We start from the raw sequence: 19,272 nt of genomic DNA on the forward strand, positions 1-19,272 counted from the left end.
CTCGGCAGATTGACGCCTGTCGAGTTCGAGACCATCATGACCACACCAGCCACACAGGCTGCGTGACCGAATCTGTCACCGGATCGTGCAGCAGTCCCTTGTGCCCGCTTCGCGCGTTCGCTGTTCTTCCAGCGACGCGGATTCGGACTGTCCGATCCCGTCGAGCACGTCCCCACGCTCGAGGAGCAGGCCGACGACGTCGTCGCGGTGCTCGACGACGCCGAGGTCGATCGCGCCACGCTCGTCGGCGCAGCCAGCACCTGCGGGCCCCTTGCCCTGGTAGCCGCTCGGCACCCCGACCGCGTTTCCGGGCTGGTCCTCGCCGAACCCTGGTCCGATACCCTGCTGTCCGACGGTGATCCGCCACCAGGATGGACTGCTGACGAGCGAGACCGGTTCGTCGATTCGTATCGGGATGCGTACGCATGCTGGGGTCAAGGGAAGCTCACGTCCCTGGCGCACCCGACCCTCGATGTCCCACACAATCGACGGATCATGGCGCTGCTCGAACGCTGCTCCGCCACACCGAGAACTGCCCAGAAACATCTCGAGTGGGCTCTCCGCGCGAACTACTCCTTGATTCTGCCGGCAATCCAATGCCCGACGAAGGTGTTGCATCAGCCGGACACTCTGTTCGCTCGAGAGGCCGGCCGCAGGATGGCCGCGCAGATTCCGAACGGCCGCTTCTACGAGCTGCCACCGATCGCCCTCGGCGCAACCCTGGGTGAAGTGCTGATTCCTGTTCTCGACCACGTGGAGGAACTCGTCAGCGGCACGGACCATCCGGTCGAGGCCGATCGGTTCCTGGGCGCGGTTCTGTTCACCGATGTCGTCCGCTCCACCGACCTGCTCGCGGAGGTCGGTGACAACCGGTTCGCGAGGTTGCTGGGCGCGCACGACCGACTCGTGCGTGCGGAGGTCGAGGCCGGCGGAGGCATGCTGGTGGGCATCGCGGGCGATGGGACCCTCAGTGTCTTCGACGGTCCAGTGGCCGCACTGCAGTGCGCGCACCGGATCATCCGATCGACATCGACTCTCGGATTTACTGTGCGCTCCGGCGTGCATGTCGGGTCGGTGACCCGCGCCGGTCCCGGGTTGACCGGAATGACGGTCCATATCGGAGCGGATCGCTGCCTCCTCCGGGCCTGGCGAGGTGCGATGCTCACAGGCGGTGCGCGAGCTTGCGGTCGGCGGAGATTTCGATTTCACCGACCTGGGCAGGCATCGGCTCAAGGGTGTGCCCGGTCAGGTCCAGGTGTTCAGGGCGACGGTCGGGGCCCGTCCTGCACAGCCTGCGCTGCCACCACGCCCGACCGTCTCGGACCGGGCAGTATTGACCATGGCGCGCCGGGCTCCCGGCATGCTTCGTGAGCTCGCCCGCCTCGCAGACCGTCGCAACAAGGCAGTGAGGCGTCCACGATGATCGTCGCCGACTAGGCTCGGCTCCGTGAGCGTGCGTGCAGGAATCATCGTGACCGGGACCGAAGTGCTGACGGGGAGGATCTCCGACCTGAACGGACCGTGGTTGTCCGACCAACTCCTGAAACTCGGCGTCGACGTCGCCCACATCACGATCTGCGGTGACCGGCCCGCCGACCTGACCGCACAGTTACGGTTCCTCACCGAGCAGGGCGTCGATCTCATCGTCACCAGCGGGGGTCTCGGTCCCACCGCCGACGACCTCACCGTCCCCACCGTCGCCGAGTACTGCGATCGCGAACTGCTGCTCGACCCCGAACTCGAAGAACACATCGCAGGTGTCATCCGCCGGTTCCGCCCGGACACCCCCGATCTCGACACCGGGCCGACGCGTATCGGGATCCGGAAGCAGGCGCACGTGCCCGCCGGTGCCACCGCCCTGCCGCCCACCGGTACAGCGCCGGGCGTGGTCATCCCCGCGGTCACCGGCGAACGGCCGGTACCGACCATCGTCATCCTGCCCGGCCCGCCCGGTGAGCTGCAGGCGATGTGGCCGAGCGCGGTCGCCTCCCCCGCGGTCGCCGACGTGTTGACGCGAGCCGACGACCTGCAGCAGCACACCGTGCGCGCCTACGGATTGCACGAGGCACAACTCGCCGAGACGCTGCGCCGGGCCGAATCAGAGATCGCCGGCCTCGAACGCCTCGAGATCACCACCTGTCTCCGACACGGCGAACTCGACATGGTGACGCGAGTCGCCTCCGGTGACGCGGACATCTACCATCGCCTTCTCGACGTCCTCACCGAACACCATGGACGCGAGATCTTCTCGACCGACGGTTCTACCATCGACGACCAGCTGATCGCCGTCCTCGACGGCCGCACGATCGCGACTGCGGAGTCGTGCACCGGCGGACTCGTCGCCGCGCGGCTCACCGACCGTCCCGGGTCGTCGGCCTATGTCATGGGTGGCGTCGTCTCGTACTCCAACGACGCGAAGTCCGATCTGACCGACGTACCGGCCGAGATGATCGCGGAACACGGGGCGGTGAGCGAGCAGGTCGCCGCAGCCATGGCCGAGGGTGCCCGACGGCGCCTGAAGGTCGACGTCGCGGTCTCCACCACCGGGGTCGCCGGCCCCGACGGGGGAACCGAGGCCAAGCCTGTGGGCACGGTGTGCTTCGGCGTCGCGATCGAGGGACGGCCGACGTACACGGTCACCCGCCGCTTCCCCGGAGACCGCGAACGGGTCCGGACTCTCACCACCACGGCGGCACTGCATCTGGTTGTCGGACAGCTCGGCCGGGATTGAGCCTGCACGCGCGCCCCTCGGCGGCCGTCAGTTCTCCCCCACCGCCTTCAGCTGTGCCCGAAGAGAATCCACTTCGGCTCGGAGGTCGTTGATCTCGTCGATGTAGGGACGGATCCGGGCGCGGACCGCTTCGTCGGTGTACTGCGGGATCAAGCTCCGCGAGCAGTTCCAGTCGAAGGCCTCGACATCGATGACGATGCTTCGCTCACATCGCGCCGAGATTCTCCGCCCGTCACCGAGATCGCGCAGCCGGTCGAGAAGCTGCGGGTCGTCGTCCGCATCGACCACCCGCGCGGTACCGAAGACCTTCAACCGCCTCTTCAGCGGAAAGTCGGCGAGGAACAGCGCGACCCTCCCGTTGTCCGCGATGTTCCCGACCGAGACGAACTGCTGGTTGCCTCGGTGATCCGCAAACCCGATCGTCTGCCCACCGAGGTGGTGCAGGAACCCGACGGGTCCGCTGCGGTACTGGACATAGGGCCATCCGCTCGGGGTCACCGTCGCCATGTGGAACTGGAAGCTTTCGCGTACGAGAGCGAGTTCCCGGTCACCCAACGGCTGAGGTCCTCGGTCGGGTTCGTCGAGGTCGGCACCATAGGCAACGATGCTGCCCGCAGCTTCCTGACGAGCGACCGCCTCCGGGCCGAACGCCAGATGGTGATACCTCAATCCCATACCGATCTCCTCGCCGATGTCCGTTATGCCGACAGCGAGACAGTGCATCACAATCGACCGCGACCGGAAAGACGCGGGTGTCGACCCTGCAGTTCGCCGAACAGCGGCCGCCTGGTTTACGATACGGAACGTGTCGTATCTGAATGAGCCGCCTGCGCAACGCGGACGTCCACGCGACGCCGAACTCGAGCGTCGGATCACCACCACCGTTCTCGAACTACTGGCCGAACAAGGCTACGAGGGCGTGACGTTCGAAGCAGTCGCTCGACGTTGCCAGGCGTCGAAGGCAACGCTGTATCGACGTTGGCCGTCCAAGCGCGACATGGTGCTCGCAGCAGTGAAGGACGCCCCTGCGCATCCCTCGGCGGTTCCACTCCGGCGCGGCGACACACTCCGCGACGATCTGCTGATGCTTGCGCAACGCCTCAGCCTCACCATGTCCGCAACCGACAGCAACGCCGCCTTCATGCTGCTCCACGCGGGACTCGAAGACCCGGAGTTGTGCGACGCCATCGAGGAGACCGTCGGCCCGACAGGCGCACGTCTCCCCCAGGCGGTCCTCGACGATGCCGTTGCGCGAGGCGAACTCCCTTCGGGCGCTCAATCATTCGCATACGAGGAGGTCGTGGGAACCGTCCTGCTCCTGCGACGAGCGAACGGTCTCACCGTCGACGACACCTACCTCGAAGCCCTCGTCGACACCGTCATCATTCCCGCGCTCACCGCGTCCGCCGGCCGAACGGACCTGCCCGCCGGGATCTTCTCCGGCCACCCCGAAACCTCCACCACGACTACGACTACGGAGACCCCATGACCCGCTGCACCATCGAGGACTTCACCTACCGCACGATCACCGTGGACGGCGGCGTGAGGCTCAACGTCGCCGTCGGTGGGCAAGGTCCGGCCGTCGTCCTGCTGCACGGTTTCCCGCAGACCCACTACATGTGGCGCCACGTCGCCCACGCACTCGCTGAGGACCACACCGTGATCGTGCCCGACCTGCGCGGCTACGGCGCCAGCGACCAACCCCCGGCCGACAATCCCGAGTCGTATTCCAAGCGCACCATGGCGAACGACATCGTCGCGGTCGCCCGCGAGATCGGTTTCGACCACTTCGGGCTCGTCGGTCACGACCGCGGTGCGCTCGTCGCCGCCCGTGCGGGACTCGACCACCCCGACGCCGTCGACTACCTCGGCATCCTCGACGTCCTTCCCACGATGGACACCGGGGCCGTACTTCAGGGCGTGAACGCCAAGGTTGCCTGGCACCTCTACCTCATGGCCCAGCCCGCAGGGATGCCCGAGAAGATGATCGCCGCTGTCGCCCCGGAATTCTTCGGCTCGTTCCTCGATGCGTGGGACCCCACCGGAACCACCTTCACGCCCGAGGAGCGCGATCACTACGTCACCAGCTCGATCAACTCTGTCGACTCGATCGTGGCCGACTACCGCGCCACCGCCGGCATCGATCTCGACATGGACCTCGCCGACCGCGAAGGCGGGGCTCGGCTCACCATGCCCGTCGCGGTCATCTCCCAGGACTGGGGCTCGCAACTGGGCTTCGACGCCTCGGCCCTCTGGCAGGCGTGGGCACCCGATCTCACCTACCAGGGCACCACCAGCGGCCGCTTCATGGCCGAAGAGAACCCCGACGAGATCGCCGGCTTCATCACCGAGCTGGCCGCCCGAATCCCGGCCGACCAGCCCTGACGGACATGCCACCGGAGTCACCGGTCGGGGGTGACCACGATCACCGAAAAGCACGCATCCTTAACATGACGAACAAACGGGACATCGATATCATCGACCGCAGTTTTTGTCTGTCGGGGGCACACGAGGAGAATCGCGCATGTCCCGGATCGATCGCAGACGCACACGCACCGTCGGCCTGCTCGCCGCAGGTCTGCTCACCGCAGGTCTGAGCGTCGCGGGTCCGGTCGGTTCCGCGTCCGCTGACCCGGTCCGCAATTGCCCTGAACGGTACGTCCTCGCCGTCGACGGAACCCGCGGCTTCGAAACCCGCGACTCGATCGACCCGGCATCCCCCTTGGCGAAGATCTCCGCTCGGTTCGAGTCTCCCGGCACCGTGGTCGAACACATCCGCTACCCCGCAGTGGTTGTGCCGTTGCCCGGGACCGGCTCGCACGACGATTTCGACGGCATCGACGACGACGGCACCATCGCCTACGACAGGTCGAAGCAGATCGGGCATCAGCGACTCCGCCAGACCATCACCGTCCGACACAGCACCTGCCCCGACTCGGACCTGTTGGTGCTCGGCTACTCGCAGGGCGCCTCGATCGCGGGCGATGTTCTCGCCGAGATCGCAGCCGACGGGTCCGTTCCCCCCGAACGGATCTCGGGCGTCCTCTATTCCGACCCCCGCGACGACCGCGGCGTCGAGACCCTGTTCCCGGGTCCCGTCGCTCCCGGTGTGACGCTCGGCGGCGGCCGGAACGACTTCGGTGAGATCCACGTCGAACGAGTCTGCATCGAAGGCGACGCGATCTGCGACGGTCGCACACCCGAGGACGGCAAGGACTGGCTCCGCGAGAACGTGACGGGGTACTTCCAGCTGCACACGAAGTACCCCGACTACCAGCCCTGACCGAGTCGGGCCGGAGAGTTCGCCGACCGCGCAGTGTGCATCAGTTCCAGAGTGACGAACTCGGGGGAGGTTGTGTGCGTGTTCTTCGCCGGGACCGCACACAACCTCCCCCGAGTTTCGACGGCCGCTACTCCTCCTCGACGCCACCAATGGCCCCACGCAAAAGGGAACCCATCCTCAGGTAAGGATGGGTTCCCTCGTCGGCGGGTCCCTAGCGGACTGTCGTTACTGCTATCCGTGCAGGACTGTTATGCCTGTGCAGTGGCAGGTTCCTCGACATGCTCCACGGGGCCGGCTTCCGTGATGGGGTAGACGGGGTATTCCACACCCGACAGGTACTGGACGGTACGCACCACCTGGCACGAGTAACCGAACTCGTTGTCGTACCAGACGTAGAGGATGGCGGTGTCGCCGTCGACGATCGCTGCATTGGCATCGATGATGCACGCCGCGCGCGAGCCGATGAAGTCGCTCGACACTGCGTCGGTGGCCGAGGTGTAGTCGAGGTTGCGGCGCAGCGCACCGGTGAGCGACTCCTGGTGCAGGTGCTCGAGCACCTCTTCCTTGGTGGTCTCACGAGTCAGCTGAAGGTGAAGGATCGCGACGGACACATCCGGCGTAGGAACGCGGATCGAGTTGCCGGTGATCTTCGCCTTCAGATCGGGAAGCGCCTTCGCGACCGCCGAAGCGGCGCCGGTCTCGGTGAGCACCAGGTTGAACGGCGCGGAACGTCCGCGACGGTCGGCCTTGTGGTAGTTGTCCAGCAGGTTCTGGTCGTTTGTGAACGAGTGCACCGTCTCGACGTGACCACGCACCACACCGAATTTGTCGTCGATGGTCTTCAGCGGCGGAACGATGGCATTGGTGGTGCAGGACGCGCACGACACGATCGTCTCGTCCGGGTCGAGGTCGCGGTGGTTGACACCGTGCACGATGTTCGGGAGATCACCCTTACCCGGTGCGGTGAGCACCACCTTGGCGATACCGGGGCGGAGATGCTTCGACAGACCGTCGCGGTCGCGCCAGATTCCGGTGTTGTCGACCAGGATGGCCTTGTCGATGCCGTACTCGGTGTAGTCGACACTTTCCGGATCGTTGCTGTAGATGAACTTGATGACATTGCCGTTGGCGACCAAGGCGTTGTTCTCGGTGTCGACCTTGATCGTGCCGTTGAACTGTCCGTGGACGGAGTCGCGACGCAGCAGAGAGGCACGCTTGGTCAGGTCGTCGTCACCTCCCTTACGGACCACCACAGCACGCAGGTTCAGCCCATTGCCCGAGCCTGCCTTCTCGATGAGCAGACGGGCGACGAGCCGGCCGATTCGCCCGAACCCGTACAGGACCACGTCCTGCGGTTTCGCGGGGCTCGTCTGCGCGCCGCCGACCAGATCCGCGAGGCTCTCAGCGACGAAATCCGGGATGGATCGTCCGGCACCCTGGGCCTGATAATCCGTCACCAGCAGGCCGAGGTCGATCTTCGACGGCTGCAGGTCGAGGTCGGTCAATGCCTGGAGGAACGGGAAGGTTGCCTCGACCGACAGCTCGTCGCCGCGGATCTGACGCGCGAAACGGTGCGTCCGCAGGATACCGATCACCGACTTGTTCACGAGGGAGCGGCTGTGAAGCAAGATCGTGACCGAATGCCGGCGGTGCAGACCGCCGATGATCGGGATCATTGCTTCCGCAATAGCCTCTTGCGAGTTCCACTGTGCCAATTCCGGGGTGCTCACTGCGCTCCTCTGCCTTTCCGGCTCGTCTGACACGTCGCAGGCTGTTGGGTGCAGCCCAGACGAGACGCACGTCACTCGCCGGTCGGTGTCCGGATCGGTGGAACCGTACGCGACCGACGCCGATTACGGCGTGCGTACCGCCAAGCATATGAAAGAGCTCTCACGGTTCGACGCCCGGTAGGCGAATCGTGCGCGCGCGTGCGTGAAGCTGATCGTCCCTCCCCGGATAGGAAGGCGTCGTCGACCCTGGAGCTGTCGATGAACCGGCGAGCTGCGTGTGTCGCCAGTCACAACAATTGTGGCGGCATGCCGGATGGTATCAAGAGTCCATCGGCGGGTATTGCGTCATCAATATTCCGGCGCGCAAATGAATCCGGGTCACATCCTATTTCGAAACCTTCGAACCGCCAACAGATCTACTTGTCATTTCACACAACCGGGGCAGAGCCCAGGACTTACTCCGAGCTGCGAGAATCCGCGGCTTGCGCGTTCCGATGCCAAGACCGTGCTGCACGTGGCAAACCCGTGAGAAATGACGAGGCCGAGGAATACTTGCTTAGCCTCGATCTTTCGCGCGGATCACGTGTCGGACTGAGCAGCTTCGGATTCGGTGGGGAGACCGTGGATGCGGTGTGCATCCACGGTCGACTGCCCGACACGGTCGGGTGACGCCGAGGTCCACGGCCCCGGAAACAGTTCCTTCCTCTCGATGGAGCAGGTACGTGCAGGTCACGCAGGCGCAGGAAGCGCTGCGAGCCGATTCAGGCCGACCACGAAGGACATCGACATCCGGAGCTGTGATGGCCAACGGCAGACGAACACGGCGGACGTGTCGGGCGATCCTCCCCGCGGTCGACAGCAGCCTCAGTCGTTTCGGCTCCCACCTGCGTGCCGTAACCTCGGTGAATGCGAGCATCTGCATCCACGCGGTCAGCTCGCATGCGAGCTGCACGAGCGCGAGCCAGATCCGGTTCTGATCGAAACCGTGCAGCGGAATATTCTGCAGCCCAGTGACTTTCGCTGCTCGGATCCGGTCCTCGCACCGGGCCCGACGCCGGTGCCGCAGCTCCAAGTCCGGGAGTTGCCCGCGCCGGGGGTTGGTGACGAACGCGGTCAGGCGTAGGCCGTCCCGGTCGGTGAACCGCAACTGCGCACCCGGATGCGGCCTCTCTTTCCGGACGATCACCCGCATGCCTGTCGACACGACGACAGATCGAGCAGGCCGGTCAACTCCGTCACCCAGGCGCCGTCGCGGACCTGTCCGTCGGCGTCGTAGGCCGGGGTCCAGGCCCGATCAGGAACCAGGTCGATCGCTTCGGCGTGGGCGTCGGTCAACCCCAATCCGACCTGGGGGTCCCTCCCGCTCGCGGGGGCGTACGACAGGCGCCGCTTGGTCAGATACTCGATCAGTTGGTGGGTGTCGCCGGCACCGTCGATGCGCACCAGCACCTTCTTCCCGACCCGGTATCCCGGGTCGAGCGGCAGCTGCGCGAGTGCGTCCTGCACGACGGTGATGGGGGTACCGCCCTGCACGTAGTGCTTGGGGGAGGATCGGCGGCGGTGTTCGATCCCGAGTTGCCCGGCCGCAGCAGCATCGCGACGGGTTCACCGGTGCCGCCCACGCCGTGGTCAGCGAACGCGCACAGCAGATGGAAACCGAAGCCTCGCGTGAACGTCGGGGCGGCCTGTTCCTTCTCGTAATGCGCGGTGACCTTCGGTGGCATCGATGTCGAGGACCAGCGGATGCGCTTCGTCGATGGCGTGCTCGGGAGCCGACGCACCGGCGGCGGTCCAGGCGTGGCGACGGGCTGTGGCGCGGGCCCGGTCGATCGCGGCGAGCGCGGTGTCGGCGTCGACGGCCAACACGCTGATCAGGCGGGAGACGGTGGGGTCGGAGGCCACCGCACCGAAGATCTCCGGGTGAGCCCGCAGTTGGCTGATGTCGGCGAGGCAGTCCCCACCGCTCGCCAATGCCGTCGCGAGATCGGGCACGATCTTGCCGGGATCGTGTCGGGTCAGCGGTTTTCGATACGGTGCGAGCTCGGCCCGAGGTTAGGACGATCCGCTCCCCGATGAGCGTCGGTCCGCAAGCGCGGCACCCCGGCTGTCGTGTCGGTCATGACGGACGCAGATCCGGCCCGTAGCCCTCCACAGTGCGTCGCGCCGCGTCGGCAACCACATCGGTGAAGGAACCCCCGCTCTCGAGAATGCGACGCTGCCTGATCGCCCCATTACCTCGATCCAGGGTTCCCGACAGAGTGTCGTGCACGGAGCGGTAGACGTCGAGTTCCTCCAGGATCGGCCGGACCTGAGCGAGCAGTCGCCAGATCAAGTCGACTGCCGGAACCAACTGCCCAGAGCCGAGATCGACACCGCGCCCGGCCAGACCGTCCCGGGCCGCTCTCCAGCACGCCGCGCGCAGCAGCTCCTGATCGACCGAGGGCGTCGGCTCGCCGCGTTCGATCGATGCCGTCGCCTGGGCGACCAATGCATACACCAAGGTGGCCAGCGTGACGGTCTCCTCGACGGTCGCGGGCACGTCCGCGATGCGGATCTCGAGGGTCGGATGATGCGCGGAGATCCGCACATCCCAATAGACCATTCGAGGATCCAGGATCGTGCCGGTGGTGAGCAGCGATTCGACCGCCGCGTCGTATTCCGCGGCCGAGGCGCACTGCGGGGGCAGTCCCGCGCTCGGCCAGCGCCCCCACCGCAGGTATCGCCAGCTGGCATATCCGGTGTCCCGGCCGTCGGTGATCGACGAGTTGGCGGTCAGCGCCAGCAGGGCGGGAAGCCATGGGCGCAGATGGTTGATGAGCTGGGCCGCGCGGTCACGATCGTCGACACCGATATGCACGTGGCATCCGCAGATCACGCCGTCGGCGACGCCACGATAGTGCTGTGCCATGCGTTGGTAGCGAGGCGTGGCGGTGACCGATCCGCTCGGAGGTTCGAAGATCGGTGTGCCGACCGCTACGAGCCGGCATCCTGCGCGCGCTGCGGCGTCGGCGGCCGTCGCGCGGGAGCGGCGCAGCTCTTCGCGTAGGTCCTGCAGGTGTGTACATACCGTGGTGGCGGTCTCGACCTGACACGGGGAGAGCTCGACCTCGAGCTCGATGCCGAGTGTAAGTCCGGCCGCGAGCACGTCGAGACTGCGCAGGAGGGGACGACCGGTACGGGGATCGACCAGGACGAATTCCTCTTCGACGCCGATCGTGGCCGCCGCCCCGCCGCGCACAGGAGAGGTGTCGGTCGGTCCTGTGGCGGCCATGGCGTTCTCCCCACTCGAGATCTTTCACTCTACGAAGGAAGAGCGGCCGGCGTGGGTGTACTGCAGTCGGAGATCTGTCTTACCGGACAGTGCGTGCGCGTTGCCGGTTGGCGGCGTGGCGGAGCTGCAGAATCCGCAGACCCCCGGCGAGGCCGACGATCACCGCTCCGGCGATCGCAGCGAACAGCAGTGCCACACCCAGCGGCAACGAGAAGTCCCACGCGAACAGTTCGAGGGTGACGCTGTCCAGGTTCTGCAGGATGAACACCAACAGCAACAGCAGGATCAACACACCGACGATCAGGGCAGTCCACAACGCCCCGGTGCGGGTGCCTCTGATGCCTTTGCCCCGGGCGACGTCGGGATGCAGCCTGCTGGGAGCGTCCGGATCCGGTGTCGCCCCGGATGGCGGTACCGGAGTATCGCTACGTCGCGCGGGCGCCGAGAAATCGGGGTTCGAATCGTCAGGGCCCCTCGAGCTGGTCGTCATGTGCGATCGGGTACCCCGGCCCTGTTCAGGTTATCCCACCGGCAGAATCTTTGCGGTCAGTTCACGTCCCGGCTCCGCACCAGAATCCCGGTGGCGACCACTGCGACGGCAATGTAGGCGGCGACGGTGATGAGCGCCCTCGGTCCCGAGATCACATCCACCACCCCGGGTGTGCCCTCCCCTCCCCCGGTCACCGCGCCGACGAGCGATCCGGCTGCGGTTCCCGACAGGAAGGCCGTCACGTCCTCGACGAACTGCAGCGCGGAGCCGACGCCTCGCAGCAGATTCTCGACGACAACCGTCCATACCAGCCCCAGGCCGACCGACAGCGCCGCACTGCGGGCGTAGGTGCCGAGGGCGAAGCCGATCGTTCCCCACATCATGAACACGAGGTACGCCGCACCCGCGGAGCGAAGAAGTGCGCCGGCCGACGGCATCGTGAGCGGTTATGTTTCGATCGTGGCGAGCGAGACGGACACGACCGTGCACAGCACAGCGGTGACGACCACCATCGCGGCAACGATCACCGCAAGAGCGAGCAGGGCACCGATTGTCGGGCGCAGACGGCCGTGAGTGAACACGGTCTTCCACGTTCCCCAGCTGTACCCGTTCCCGGCGATGAGAGCACCCAGGACGAGCACGAGCGCACCACCGAACAACGGTGTGCCCTGGACCAGGATGTCAGGGATCGATTCGGGCAGGACGCTCTGCAGCAACGCTTCGGTCGGCTCCCCTTCCGTGGAGAAGCCGGCCGTTCCGGTCGTGTAGGAGACGTACGGGAATACGTAGCCGAAAACCATCGCGAGCAGGAACCACGTGCCGACCGTCGTCCACATCGCCGGCCACGAACGCAACCGGTACAACTCGGCACGCAAGCTCCGAGCAACGGTGTTGTGCCGTGCGGCAAGTGAGGTGGAATCGGAGTGCGAGCGGAGTGTCGAGGCGGACATGTCATGCCCCCTTCGTGGGTGTGGAACGAGTGGTCATTTCGAGGAACACGTCCTCGAGGATGCGTTCGGCCGGTCCGACCGACAACACATCCACGCCGTCGGCGACGAGCGCGCGGACGACGTCGGGCCGCGATCGGGCGGCAGATCCAGCAGCACCGAGTCGCCGTCGATTTCGAACCCGTTCTCTCCGGCAAGATCCGATGCGATCGAGACCACCCGATGCCCCGGCGTGCCACGAACTTTCAGCACCGCGTCGCCGAGCAGGGTGGAGACGGTCGTTTCGCGCACCGGGCGCCCGGTGACGAGATCGGCAGGATCGGTATTCGCTCCGCACAAAATGACGCAGGGCCTCAGGTGACACCCTCTCACCGAATGTCCCACCACGGGCGCCGCTTCTGTAGGAACGCCGTCATCCCCTCCGCGGCTTCCTCGGAACCGAACATCCGCGCCGAACGTGCTGCCAGGTCGTCTCCGTAACGATCGAAGTCCTCGAGGATCCGCTGCGTGACGAGGCGTTTCGATTCGGCCAGACCCTGCGGTGAGCATGCACGGATCTCCGCGAGCAATTCCACCAGGACAGCTCCGGTATCGGCCACCGAGAGGGTGACGAGACCCTCGGAGGACGCCTCCTCGGGACCGAACCGTTCGCCGGTCAGGAAGTACCGTGCCGCTGCGCGCGGCGACAATCGCGGGAGCACGGTCAAGGAGATGATCGACGCGGCCAGACCGAGCCGTGCCTCGGTAAGTGCGAACGTCGACGCCGGCCCGGCGACGACGATGTCGCAGGCCCCGATCAGACCCATGCCGCCGGCGCGGACGTGCCCGTCGATGCGGGCCAAGACCGGCTTGGGGAGCTCCAGGATCTGCCGGAGCAAGGCCGTCATGTCGCGGGTGCGTGCGGCAGCCGTTTCCTGCGCGGATCCGGAAGAGCCGCTCAGATCCGCTCCGGCACAGAATGTTCCACCGGTATGGGTGAGGATGACCGCGCGGACGGCGGGGTCGGCGGCCGCGTCGACGAGTCCGCGGCTCAGTTGGGTCAGCAGCGGTACGGACAGGGCGTTGCGGTTGTGCGGGGAGTCGAGGGTCAGTGTCGCAGCGCCGTGGTCGACGACGTAGCGCACCACCGGATCGGGTTCGGTCATGACAACTCCTCGATGTGGTGGCCCCCTTCGCTGTCGGGGCTCTCGACCGGTGCGGACACGTCGTGCGGGGTGAGGACAGCGAGGACGGTGCCGACGGCGACCTGATCGCCGACTTCGACGGCGAGCGTCGTGAGCGTGCCGGCAGTGGGTGCGGTGACGGTGTGCTCCATCTTCATCGCTTCGAGCCACACGAGCGGCCTCCCCGCTTCCACCACATCGCCGACGGCAGCGCCGAGCCGGATCACCGATCCCGGAATGGGTGCGAGCAGTGATCCTGCAGCAATTCGGGCGGTGGGGTCCACGAAACGCGGCACCGCGGTCAAGTGCACCGGTCCGAGCGACGAGTCGACGTGCACCGCGTCGCCGTATCACGCCACCACAAAATGCCGGCGGACACCGTCGACGTCCAGAACCACGCGATCCGGGGCGAACCCGACGACACCGAGGTCGTCACGGCCGTCGACGTGGACACCGTCGCGGGTGACTCGGTAACGCACCACGTGGTCATTGTGGACGCCCGTGAATCGTGTGGCCTGCGGCTGCGAGGGCAGATTCCGCCATCCCGAGGGCAGTCCCGCATTCACCGTGGCAGCGGTGCGATTGGTGGCCGAATCCGCCAGAGCAGCGGCGATCGCGGACACCGCTTCCGCGTGCGCTGAGGCGAGCGGTGCCGACAGTTCCGTGAGTCCGTGGGTGTCGAAGAAGGCGGTGTCGGTCTCCCCCGCACGGAAGGCGGGATGTTTCAGCACCGCGACGAGGAGGTCGCGGTTGGTGACGATGCCGTGGATCTCGGTGCGCGTCAACGTCGATGCCAGCAGCCGCACCGCGCGGTCGCGGGTCGGTGCGTACGAGATGATCTTGGCGAGCATCGCGTCGTAGTGGACCCCGACCTCCGATCCCGCGAGGACACCGGAATCGACGCGCACACCGGTGTGCCGGAGCACGTCGAACTCGCGTGCCTCCTGCGGCAGCGCGAAACGGTGCACGGTGCCGGACTGCGGTTGCCAGTCCCGGGCCGGGTCCTCGGCGTAGAGCCTGGCCTCCACGGAATGGCCGTGTACCGGGGGTGGTTCGGGGTCGAGGAGGTCACCGTCGGCGATGCGGAACTGGAGATCGACGAGATCGAGCCCGGTCGTGCATTCGGTGACGGGATGCTCGACCTGCAGGCGCGTGTTCATCTCCAGGAAGTGGAACCGCCCCGAGCGGTCCGCGAGAAACTCGACGGTGCCGGCGCCCTCGTACCCGATGGCCTGAGCGGCGCGCCGGGCGGCGTCGAACAGGCGTGGGCGCATCCCCTCGATCGCGTCGACGAGCGGCGAGGGGGCTTCCTCGATCACCTTCTGGTGGCGACGTTGGATCGAGCATTCGCGTTCGCCCACCGCCCACACCGTGCCGTGGCGGTCCGCGAGGATCTGGACCTCGATGTGCCGCCCGTTCTCGAGATACCGCTCGCAGAACACCGTCGGGTCGCCGAACGCCGACGCGGCCTCCCGGCGGGCCGCGTCGAGTTGCCCAGGCAGGTCGGCCAATGTCCGCACCACCCGCATTCCGCGCCCACCGCCGCCTGCGGAGGCCTTGACGAGCACCGGGAGGTCGGCGTCGGTGATGTCGGCAGGGTCGAGTTCGGCAAGAACAGGGACACCGGTGTCGGCCATGATCTTCTTGGCCTCGACCTTCGAGCCCATCCGTTCGATCGACTCCGGGCGCGGTCCGATCCAGATCAACCCCGCCTCGAGCACTTCGCGCGCGAATCGTGCGTTCTCGGAAAGGAATCCGTAACCCGGATGGACCGCGTCGGCGCCCGTCGCCAACGCTGCCACGACGATCTTCTTCCCGTCGAGGTAGGTCTCGGAAGGGGTGACTCCCGCAAGTCGCACGGCGGCATCGGCGTCGCCGACATGCGGACTGTTCGCGTCGGCATCGGAGAACACCGCGATCGCCCCCAGTCCGGCCCGACGGCACGACGCGAACACGCGACGGGCGATCTCCCCGCGATTCGCCACGAGCACCGTGGTGATGGTCGATTCGGTCACGGGAACCTCACATCCGGAAGACGCCGAAGGATTCGGCACCTGTGATCGGGGCGGTGGCAACAGCCGACAAGCACAGTCCCAGCACAGTGCGGGTATCGCGGGGGTCGATGATGCCGTCGTCGTAGAGACGACCGGACAGGAACATCGGCAGCGATTCGGCTTCGATCTGGTTCTCGACGGCCGCGCGCATCGCCTCGTCGGCGGCCTCGTCGAAGTCCTGGCCGCGTGCCTGCGCGGCAGCGCGTCCGACGAGAGAGATGACCCCGGCCAGTTGGGCACCGCCCATGACCGCAGACTTGGCGCTGGGCCACGCGAACAGGAACCGCGGATCGAAGGCACGTCCGCACATGCCGTAGTGACCGGCGCCGTAGGACGCGCCGATGAGGATGGAGATGTGCGGCACCGTGGAGTTGGCGACCGCGTTGATCATCATCGCCCCGTGCTTGATCATGCCGCGTTCCTCATATTCCCGACCGACCATGTACCCGGTGGTGTTGTGCAGGAACAACAGCGGCGTATCGGCACGGTTCGCGAGTTGGATGAACTGGGCTGCCTTCTGCGATTCCTCGTTGAACAGCACGCCGCGCGCGTTGGCGAGAATCCCGACCGGATAGCCGTGCACCTGTGCCCAGCCGGTCACGAGCGACGACCCGTAGAGCGGTTTGAACTCGTCGAAGTCGGAATCGTCGACGACGCGGGCGATGACCTCACGCGGATCGAAGGGCTGCCGAAGATCCTCGGGGACGATCCCGAGCAGCTCCTCGGCGTCGTACCGCGGTTCGCGTACGTCCGTCCGAGGTGCAGGGCCGGCCTTGCGGTGGTTGAGACGCCGCACGATGCTGCGGCCGATGCGCACCGCGTCCTGTTCGTCGACGGCGAAGTGGTCGGCCAGACCCGAGATACGCGCGTGCATCTCGGCGCCGCCGAGCGACTCGTCGTCGGATTCCTCACCAGTGGCCATCTTCACCAGCGGCGGGCCGGCGAGGAACACCTTCGACCGCTTCTCGATCATCACGACGTGGTCGGACATGCCGGGGATGTATGCGCCGCCGGCGGTCGAATTGCCGAAGACCACCGCGATCGTGGGGATACCTGCCGCCGACAACCGGGTCAGATCGCGGAAGAGCCGGCCACCGGGAATGAACACTTCTTTCTGCGTGGGCAGATCCGCGCCGCCGGATTCGACGAGGGAGATCAGCGGCATCCGGTTCTGCAGGGCGATGTCGTCGGCACGCAACGTCTTGCGGAGCGTCCACGGGTTACTGGTTCCCCCGCGCACGGTGGGGTCGGTGGCCACGATGACACATTCGACGCCTTCGACCACACCGATGCCCGTGACGACGCTGCCGCCGACGGGAAACTCGGTGCCCCAGGCCGCGAGCGGTGAGAGCTCGAGGAACGGCGAGTCGGGGTCGAGGAGCAGTTCGATCCTCTCCCGCGCAAGCAACTTGCCTCGGTCGTGGTGTCGCCGGACGTACTTTTCTCCCCCGCCGGCGAGGGCCTTGCCGTGTTCTGTGTCGAGTTCGGCCAGGCGAGCACGCATTGTATCGGCGGCTGCGCCGTATTCGGTGGAGCCGGCATCCAGGGTCGAGATCAAGGTGCTCACGTGTGCTTCTCCAGCAGGACGGTAGGGATGTCGAGGTATCGGGCGCGCAACCATTCACCGAGGCCCTTGGCCTGGGGGTCGAAGCGGGCACGGGAGGCGACGCCACGACCGAGGATTCCCTCGATTACGAAGTTCACGGCCCGCAGGTTCGGGAGCAGATGACGTGTGACAGGCAAGGGTTCGATCTCGGGGAGCAGGTCCTTCAGCGTGTCGACGGTGAGAGTATTTGCAAGCCATTGCCATTCGTCGTCGGATCGGACCCACAACCCGATGTTGGCGTCACCGCCCTTGTCGCCGCTGCGGGCACCGGCGATCGTGCCGAGCGGAACGCGACGAGTCTGTCCGGGCGACAGCGGCGCGGGCACACTCGGCTCCGGCAACGGTTCGAGGGTCCGGGTGGTCGCCGCGGCCGGGATGTCGACGCGGGTGCCGTCTGGCAACACTGCAATGTGCGGCACGCGGGTCGCCTCGACGTACTCGGCCGTGTAGACACCGTAGGCGGTGCCCGGGCCGGGCGGAGCGGTGACGAAGAACCCGGGAGAGCTTGCAAGGGCGAACTCGACCGCCGTGGAGGTGAATGCGCGTCCGACGACGTCGGGATCGGGATCGCGCGCAGTGCAGCGCAGCAGAGCGCTCGCGGTTTCCTCCGTATCGGCATCGGCATGGTCGGTGCGAGCGAGAGTCCATTCGAGTTCGGCAGGCCGCCTCGGCAGATTCGATTCCATCTGAGATCGCACCAACTGGGCCTTCGCGTCGATGTCCAGTCCGGTGAGGACGAAGACGACCTCGTTGTAGAACCCGGCGAGCGCGTTGAGGCACACCTTCAGGGTCGGTGGGGGCGGCTCGCCCTTCACGCCGGTGATGCGGACACGATCGGGTGCTTCCCGGCTCAGCGTGGCGGTGTCGATGCGCGCGGTGACATCGGGGTTCGCGTAGCGTCCGCCCGTCACCTCGTACAGCAGTTGTGCGGTGACCGTACCGACGGTGACGGCTCCTCCCGTGCCCGGGTGCTTCGTGATGGTCGCCGCGCCATCGGCCTCGATCTCGGCAATGGGGAATCCGGGGCGGACGAGGTCGTCGAGTTCGGTGAAGAACGCATAGTTTCCGCCGGTCGCCTGGGTACCGCATTCGATGACGTGCCCTGCGACAACAGCACCCGCGAGTGCATCGAAGTCATCAGGAGCCCAACCGAAGTAGGCGGCGGCGGGACCGACGATCACCGAAGCGTCGGTGACGCGCCCGGTCACGACGATATCGGCTCCGGCATCGAGGCACCGCGTAATGCCCCACGCACCGAGATACGCGTTGGCGGTCAGCGGGCGCCGGTCGGCGTCGAAACCGAACTCGTCGATGCGAGCAAGGAGATCGTCGCCTTCGACGTGGGCGATGCGCGGGGACAGACCGAGCCGATCCGCAACCGTGCGCAGCGCCGCGGCCAGACCCGCAGGATTGAGACCCCCGGCGTTCGCGACGATCCGCACCCCCTTGTCGAGGGAAAGACCCATGCAGTCCTCGGCCTGCCGCAGGAACGTCTTGGCGTAACCGAGATCCGGATTCTTCAGACGATCGCGACCGAGGATGAGCATCGTCAGTTCGGCGAGGTAGTCACCGGTCACATAGTCGAGTTCGCCGCCTTCGAGCATCTCGCGCATCGCCGACAGACGGTCACCGTAGAAACCGGAGCAGTTGCCGATTCGCACGACGCGGCTCACGCGATCCACTCCTGGACCGGGCGTCCTGTCCGCTGAGTAACGAGCGGACAGAGATCGTCGAGAAGCTCACGCGACTCCACCATGTGGTCAGCGTCACATGTCGCTGCTCTCGGAGCAAGCACTCATGACTGTTTCACGCGGCCCTGGTCGTACCCCTCACCGCCGATAACGGGCTCACCGCTGTGCGCGGCGACGACGCCTCCCATCCGGCACGTCGGATTGCCCGGCCGGCTCTGCGGCTCCTCGACTGCTCCCGAACTCGACGGCATCTGCGTCCGCACCTCGGCCGGTCAGTGCCTGCACCACCATCTCGAGGTCGTGCAG

Annotated in this window: 16 protein-coding genes and 2 pseudogenes; 5 read left to right on the forward strand and 13 right to left on the reverse strand. The window is 66.5% G+C overall.

Annotated elements, in window-relative coordinates; translation table 11 throughout:
• Window positions 1-75 precede the first annotated feature (75 nt).
• Entirely contained in the window at window positions 76-438 is a 363-nt protein-coding gene (locus tag ACQR3U_RS17215) for a hypothetical protein (RefSeq protein ID WP_230811069.1), read from the reverse strand.
• 57 nt (window positions 439-495) lie between these two features.
• Between ACQR3U_RS17215 and ACQR3U_RS17220 the strand changes: the two genes are divergently transcribed.
• Window positions 496-1,371: a hypothetical protein gene (locus ACQR3U_RS17220; RefSeq protein WP_230811068.1), complete on the forward strand. Its 876-nt coding sequence runs from the start codon at window positions 496-498 to the stop codon at window positions 1,369-1,371.
• 76 nt (window positions 1,372-1,447) lie between these two features.
• On the forward strand, window positions 1,448-2,731 hold the full coding sequence (locus tag ACQR3U_RS17225) for a competence/damage-inducible protein A (RefSeq protein WP_230811067.1): 1,284 nt from the start codon (window positions 1,448-1,450) through the stop codon (window positions 2,729-2,731).
• A 27-nt stretch (window positions 2,732-2,758) separates the two neighbouring features.
• Here ACQR3U_RS17225 and ACQR3U_RS17230 read toward each other — a convergent pair whose 3' ends face one another.
• The gene (locus ACQR3U_RS17230; RefSeq protein ID WP_230811066.1) at window positions 2,759-3,406 is read right to left on the reverse strand and encodes a pyridoxamine 5'-phosphate oxidase family protein; all 648 of its coding nucleotides are present in this window, start codon (window positions 3,404-3,406) and stop codon (window positions 2,759-2,761) included.
• Window positions 3,407-3,536: 130 nt separating this feature from the next.
• Here ACQR3U_RS17230 and ACQR3U_RS17235 point away from each other — a divergent pair, with 130 nt between their 5' ends.
• The 3 genes from ACQR3U_RS17235 (at window position 3,537) to ACQR3U_RS17245 (ending at window position 6,014) form a co-directional block, all read left to right on the forward strand.
• Window positions 3,537-4,220 carry a TetR/AcrR family transcriptional regulator gene (locus ACQR3U_RS17235; RefSeq protein ID WP_006552081.1) on the forward strand — a complete coding sequence of 228 codons (684 nt, stop codon included), beginning with the start codon at window positions 3,537-3,539 and terminating at the stop codon, window positions 4,218-4,220.
• Window positions 4,217-5,116, forward strand: a complete 900-nt coding sequence (locus tag ACQR3U_RS17240) for an alpha/beta fold hydrolase (protein WP_230811065.1) — start codon at window positions 4,217-4,219, stop codon at window positions 5,114-5,116. Before ACQR3U_RS17235 ends, ACQR3U_RS17240 begins: the two co-directional genes overlap by 4 nt.
• Before the next feature lie 139 nt (window positions 5,117-5,255).
• Window positions 5,256-6,014: a cutinase family protein gene (locus ACQR3U_RS17245; protein WP_019289445.1), complete on the forward strand. Its 759-nt coding sequence runs from the start codon at window positions 5,256-5,258 to the stop codon at window positions 6,012-6,014.
• Between the two features lie 248 nt (window positions 6,015-6,262).
• On the opposite strand, the gene ACQR3U_RS17250 is transcribed toward ACQR3U_RS17245, so the two are convergent.
• The 11 genes and pseudogenes from ACQR3U_RS17250 to ACQR3U_RS17300 all read right to left on the reverse strand — a co-directional run bounded on the left by ACQR3U_RS17250 (window position 6,263) and on the right by ACQR3U_RS17300 (window position 18,948).
• A complete protein-coding gene (locus ACQR3U_RS17250) occupies window positions 6,263-7,744 on the reverse strand; it encodes a glyceraldehyde-3-phosphate dehydrogenase (RefSeq protein ID WP_230811064.1) in 1,482 nt (493 codons plus the stop codon).
• Window positions 7,745-8,473: 729 nt separating this feature from the next.
• A pseudogene (locus tag ACQR3U_RS17255) lies at window positions 8,474-9,787 on the reverse strand (IS1380 family transposase); the annotation flags it as partial.
• Window positions 9,788-9,860: 73 nt separating this feature from the next.
• Window positions 9,861-11,015, reverse strand: coding sequence for a carboxylate-amine ligase (locus ACQR3U_RS17260; protein WP_230811063.1), 1,155 nt, complete (start codon window positions 11,013-11,015; stop codon window positions 9,861-9,863).
• Window positions 11,016-11,094: 79 nt separating this feature from the next.
• The gene (locus ACQR3U_RS17265; RefSeq protein WP_072740514.1) at window positions 11,095-11,505 is read right to left on the reverse strand and encodes a LapA family protein; all 411 of its coding nucleotides are present in this window, start codon (window positions 11,503-11,505) and stop codon (window positions 11,095-11,097) included.
• Between the two features lie 56 nt (window positions 11,506-11,561).
• The gene (locus ACQR3U_RS17270; protein WP_230811062.1) at window positions 11,562-11,942 is read right to left on the reverse strand and encodes a hypothetical protein; all 381 of its coding nucleotides are present in this window, start codon (window positions 11,940-11,942) and stop codon (window positions 11,562-11,564) included.
• A 9-nt stretch (window positions 11,943-11,951) separates the two neighbouring features.
• On the reverse strand, window positions 11,952-12,455 hold the full coding sequence (locus ACQR3U_RS17275; RefSeq protein WP_230811061.1) for a hypothetical protein: 504 nt from the start codon (window positions 12,453-12,455) through the stop codon (window positions 11,952-11,954).
• A gap of 33 nt (window positions 12,456-12,488) precedes the next feature.
• Entirely contained in the window at window positions 12,489-12,836 is a 348-nt protein-coding gene (locus ACQR3U_RS17280; RefSeq protein WP_230811060.1) for a hypothetical protein, read from the reverse strand.
• The gene (locus ACQR3U_RS17285) at window positions 12,821-13,597 is read right to left on the reverse strand and encodes an enoyl-CoA hydratase family protein (RefSeq protein WP_230811059.1); all 777 of its coding nucleotides are present in this window, start codon (window positions 13,595-13,597) and stop codon (window positions 12,821-12,823) included. Before ACQR3U_RS17285 ends, ACQR3U_RS17280 begins: the two co-directional genes overlap by 16 nt.
• A pseudogene (locus ACQR3U_RS17290) lies at window positions 13,594-15,630 on the reverse strand (acetyl/propionyl/methylcrotonyl-CoA carboxylase subunit alpha). Before ACQR3U_RS17290 ends, ACQR3U_RS17285 begins: the two are co-directional and overlap by 4 nt.
• 7 nt (window positions 15,631-15,637) lie before the next feature.
• A complete protein-coding gene (locus ACQR3U_RS17295; RefSeq protein WP_230811058.1) occupies window positions 15,638-17,236 on the reverse strand; it encodes an acyl-CoA carboxylase subunit beta in 1,599 nt (532 codons plus the stop codon).
• Window positions 17,233-18,948 (reverse strand): acyclic terpene utilization AtuA family protein, encoded by a 1,716-nt coding sequence (locus ACQR3U_RS17300; RefSeq protein ID WP_269572359.1) that lies wholly within the window; start codon window positions 18,946-18,948, stop codon window positions 17,233-17,235. Before ACQR3U_RS17300 ends, ACQR3U_RS17295 begins: the two co-directional genes overlap by 4 nt.
• Between the last annotated feature and the right edge of the window lie 324 nt (window positions 18,949-19,272).

Source organism: Rhodococcus sp. IEGM1339, from assembly GCF_050321925.1.
Lineage (GTDB): Bacteria > Actinomycetota > Actinomycetes > Mycobacteriales > Mycobacteriaceae > Rhodococcus > Rhodococcus pyridinivorans.

Bases quoted from the DNA above. Each gene is read 5' to 3' on its own strand.
- ACQR3U_RS17245 (WP_019289445.1), top strand. From the start codon at position 5,256: ATGTCCCGGATCGATCGCAGACGCACACGCACCGTCGGCCTGCTCGCC.
- ACQR3U_RS17240 (WP_230811065.1), top strand. From the start codon at position 4,217: ATGACCCGCTGCACCATCGAGGACTTCACCTACCGCACGATCACCGTG.
- ACQR3U_RS17265 (WP_072740514.1), bottom strand. From the start codon at position 11,505: ATGACGACCAGCTCGAGGGGCCCTGACGATTCGAACCCCGATTTCTCG.
- ACQR3U_RS17260 (WP_230811063.1), bottom strand. From the start codon at position 11,015: ATGGCCGCCACAGGACCGACCGACACCTCTCCTGTGCGCGGCGGGGCG.
- ACQR3U_RS17230 (WP_230811066.1), bottom strand. From the start codon at position 3,406: ATGGGATTGAGGTATCACCATCTGGCGTTCGGCCCGGAGGCGGTCGCT.
- ACQR3U_RS17270 (WP_230811062.1), bottom strand. From the start codon at position 11,942: ATGCCGTCGGCCGGCGCACTTCTTCGCTCCGCGGGTGCGGCGTACCTC.
- ACQR3U_RS17285 (WP_230811059.1), bottom strand. From the start codon at position 13,597: ATGACCGAACCCGATCCGGTGGTGCGCTACGTCGTCGACCACGGCGCT.
- ACQR3U_RS17275 (WP_230811061.1), bottom strand. From the start codon at position 12,455: ATGTCCGCCTCGACACTCCGCTCGCACTCCGATTCCACCTCACTTGCC.
- ACQR3U_RS17220 (WP_230811068.1), top strand. From the start codon at position 496: ATGGCGCTGCTCGAACGCTGCTCCGCCACACCGAGAACTGCCCAGAAA.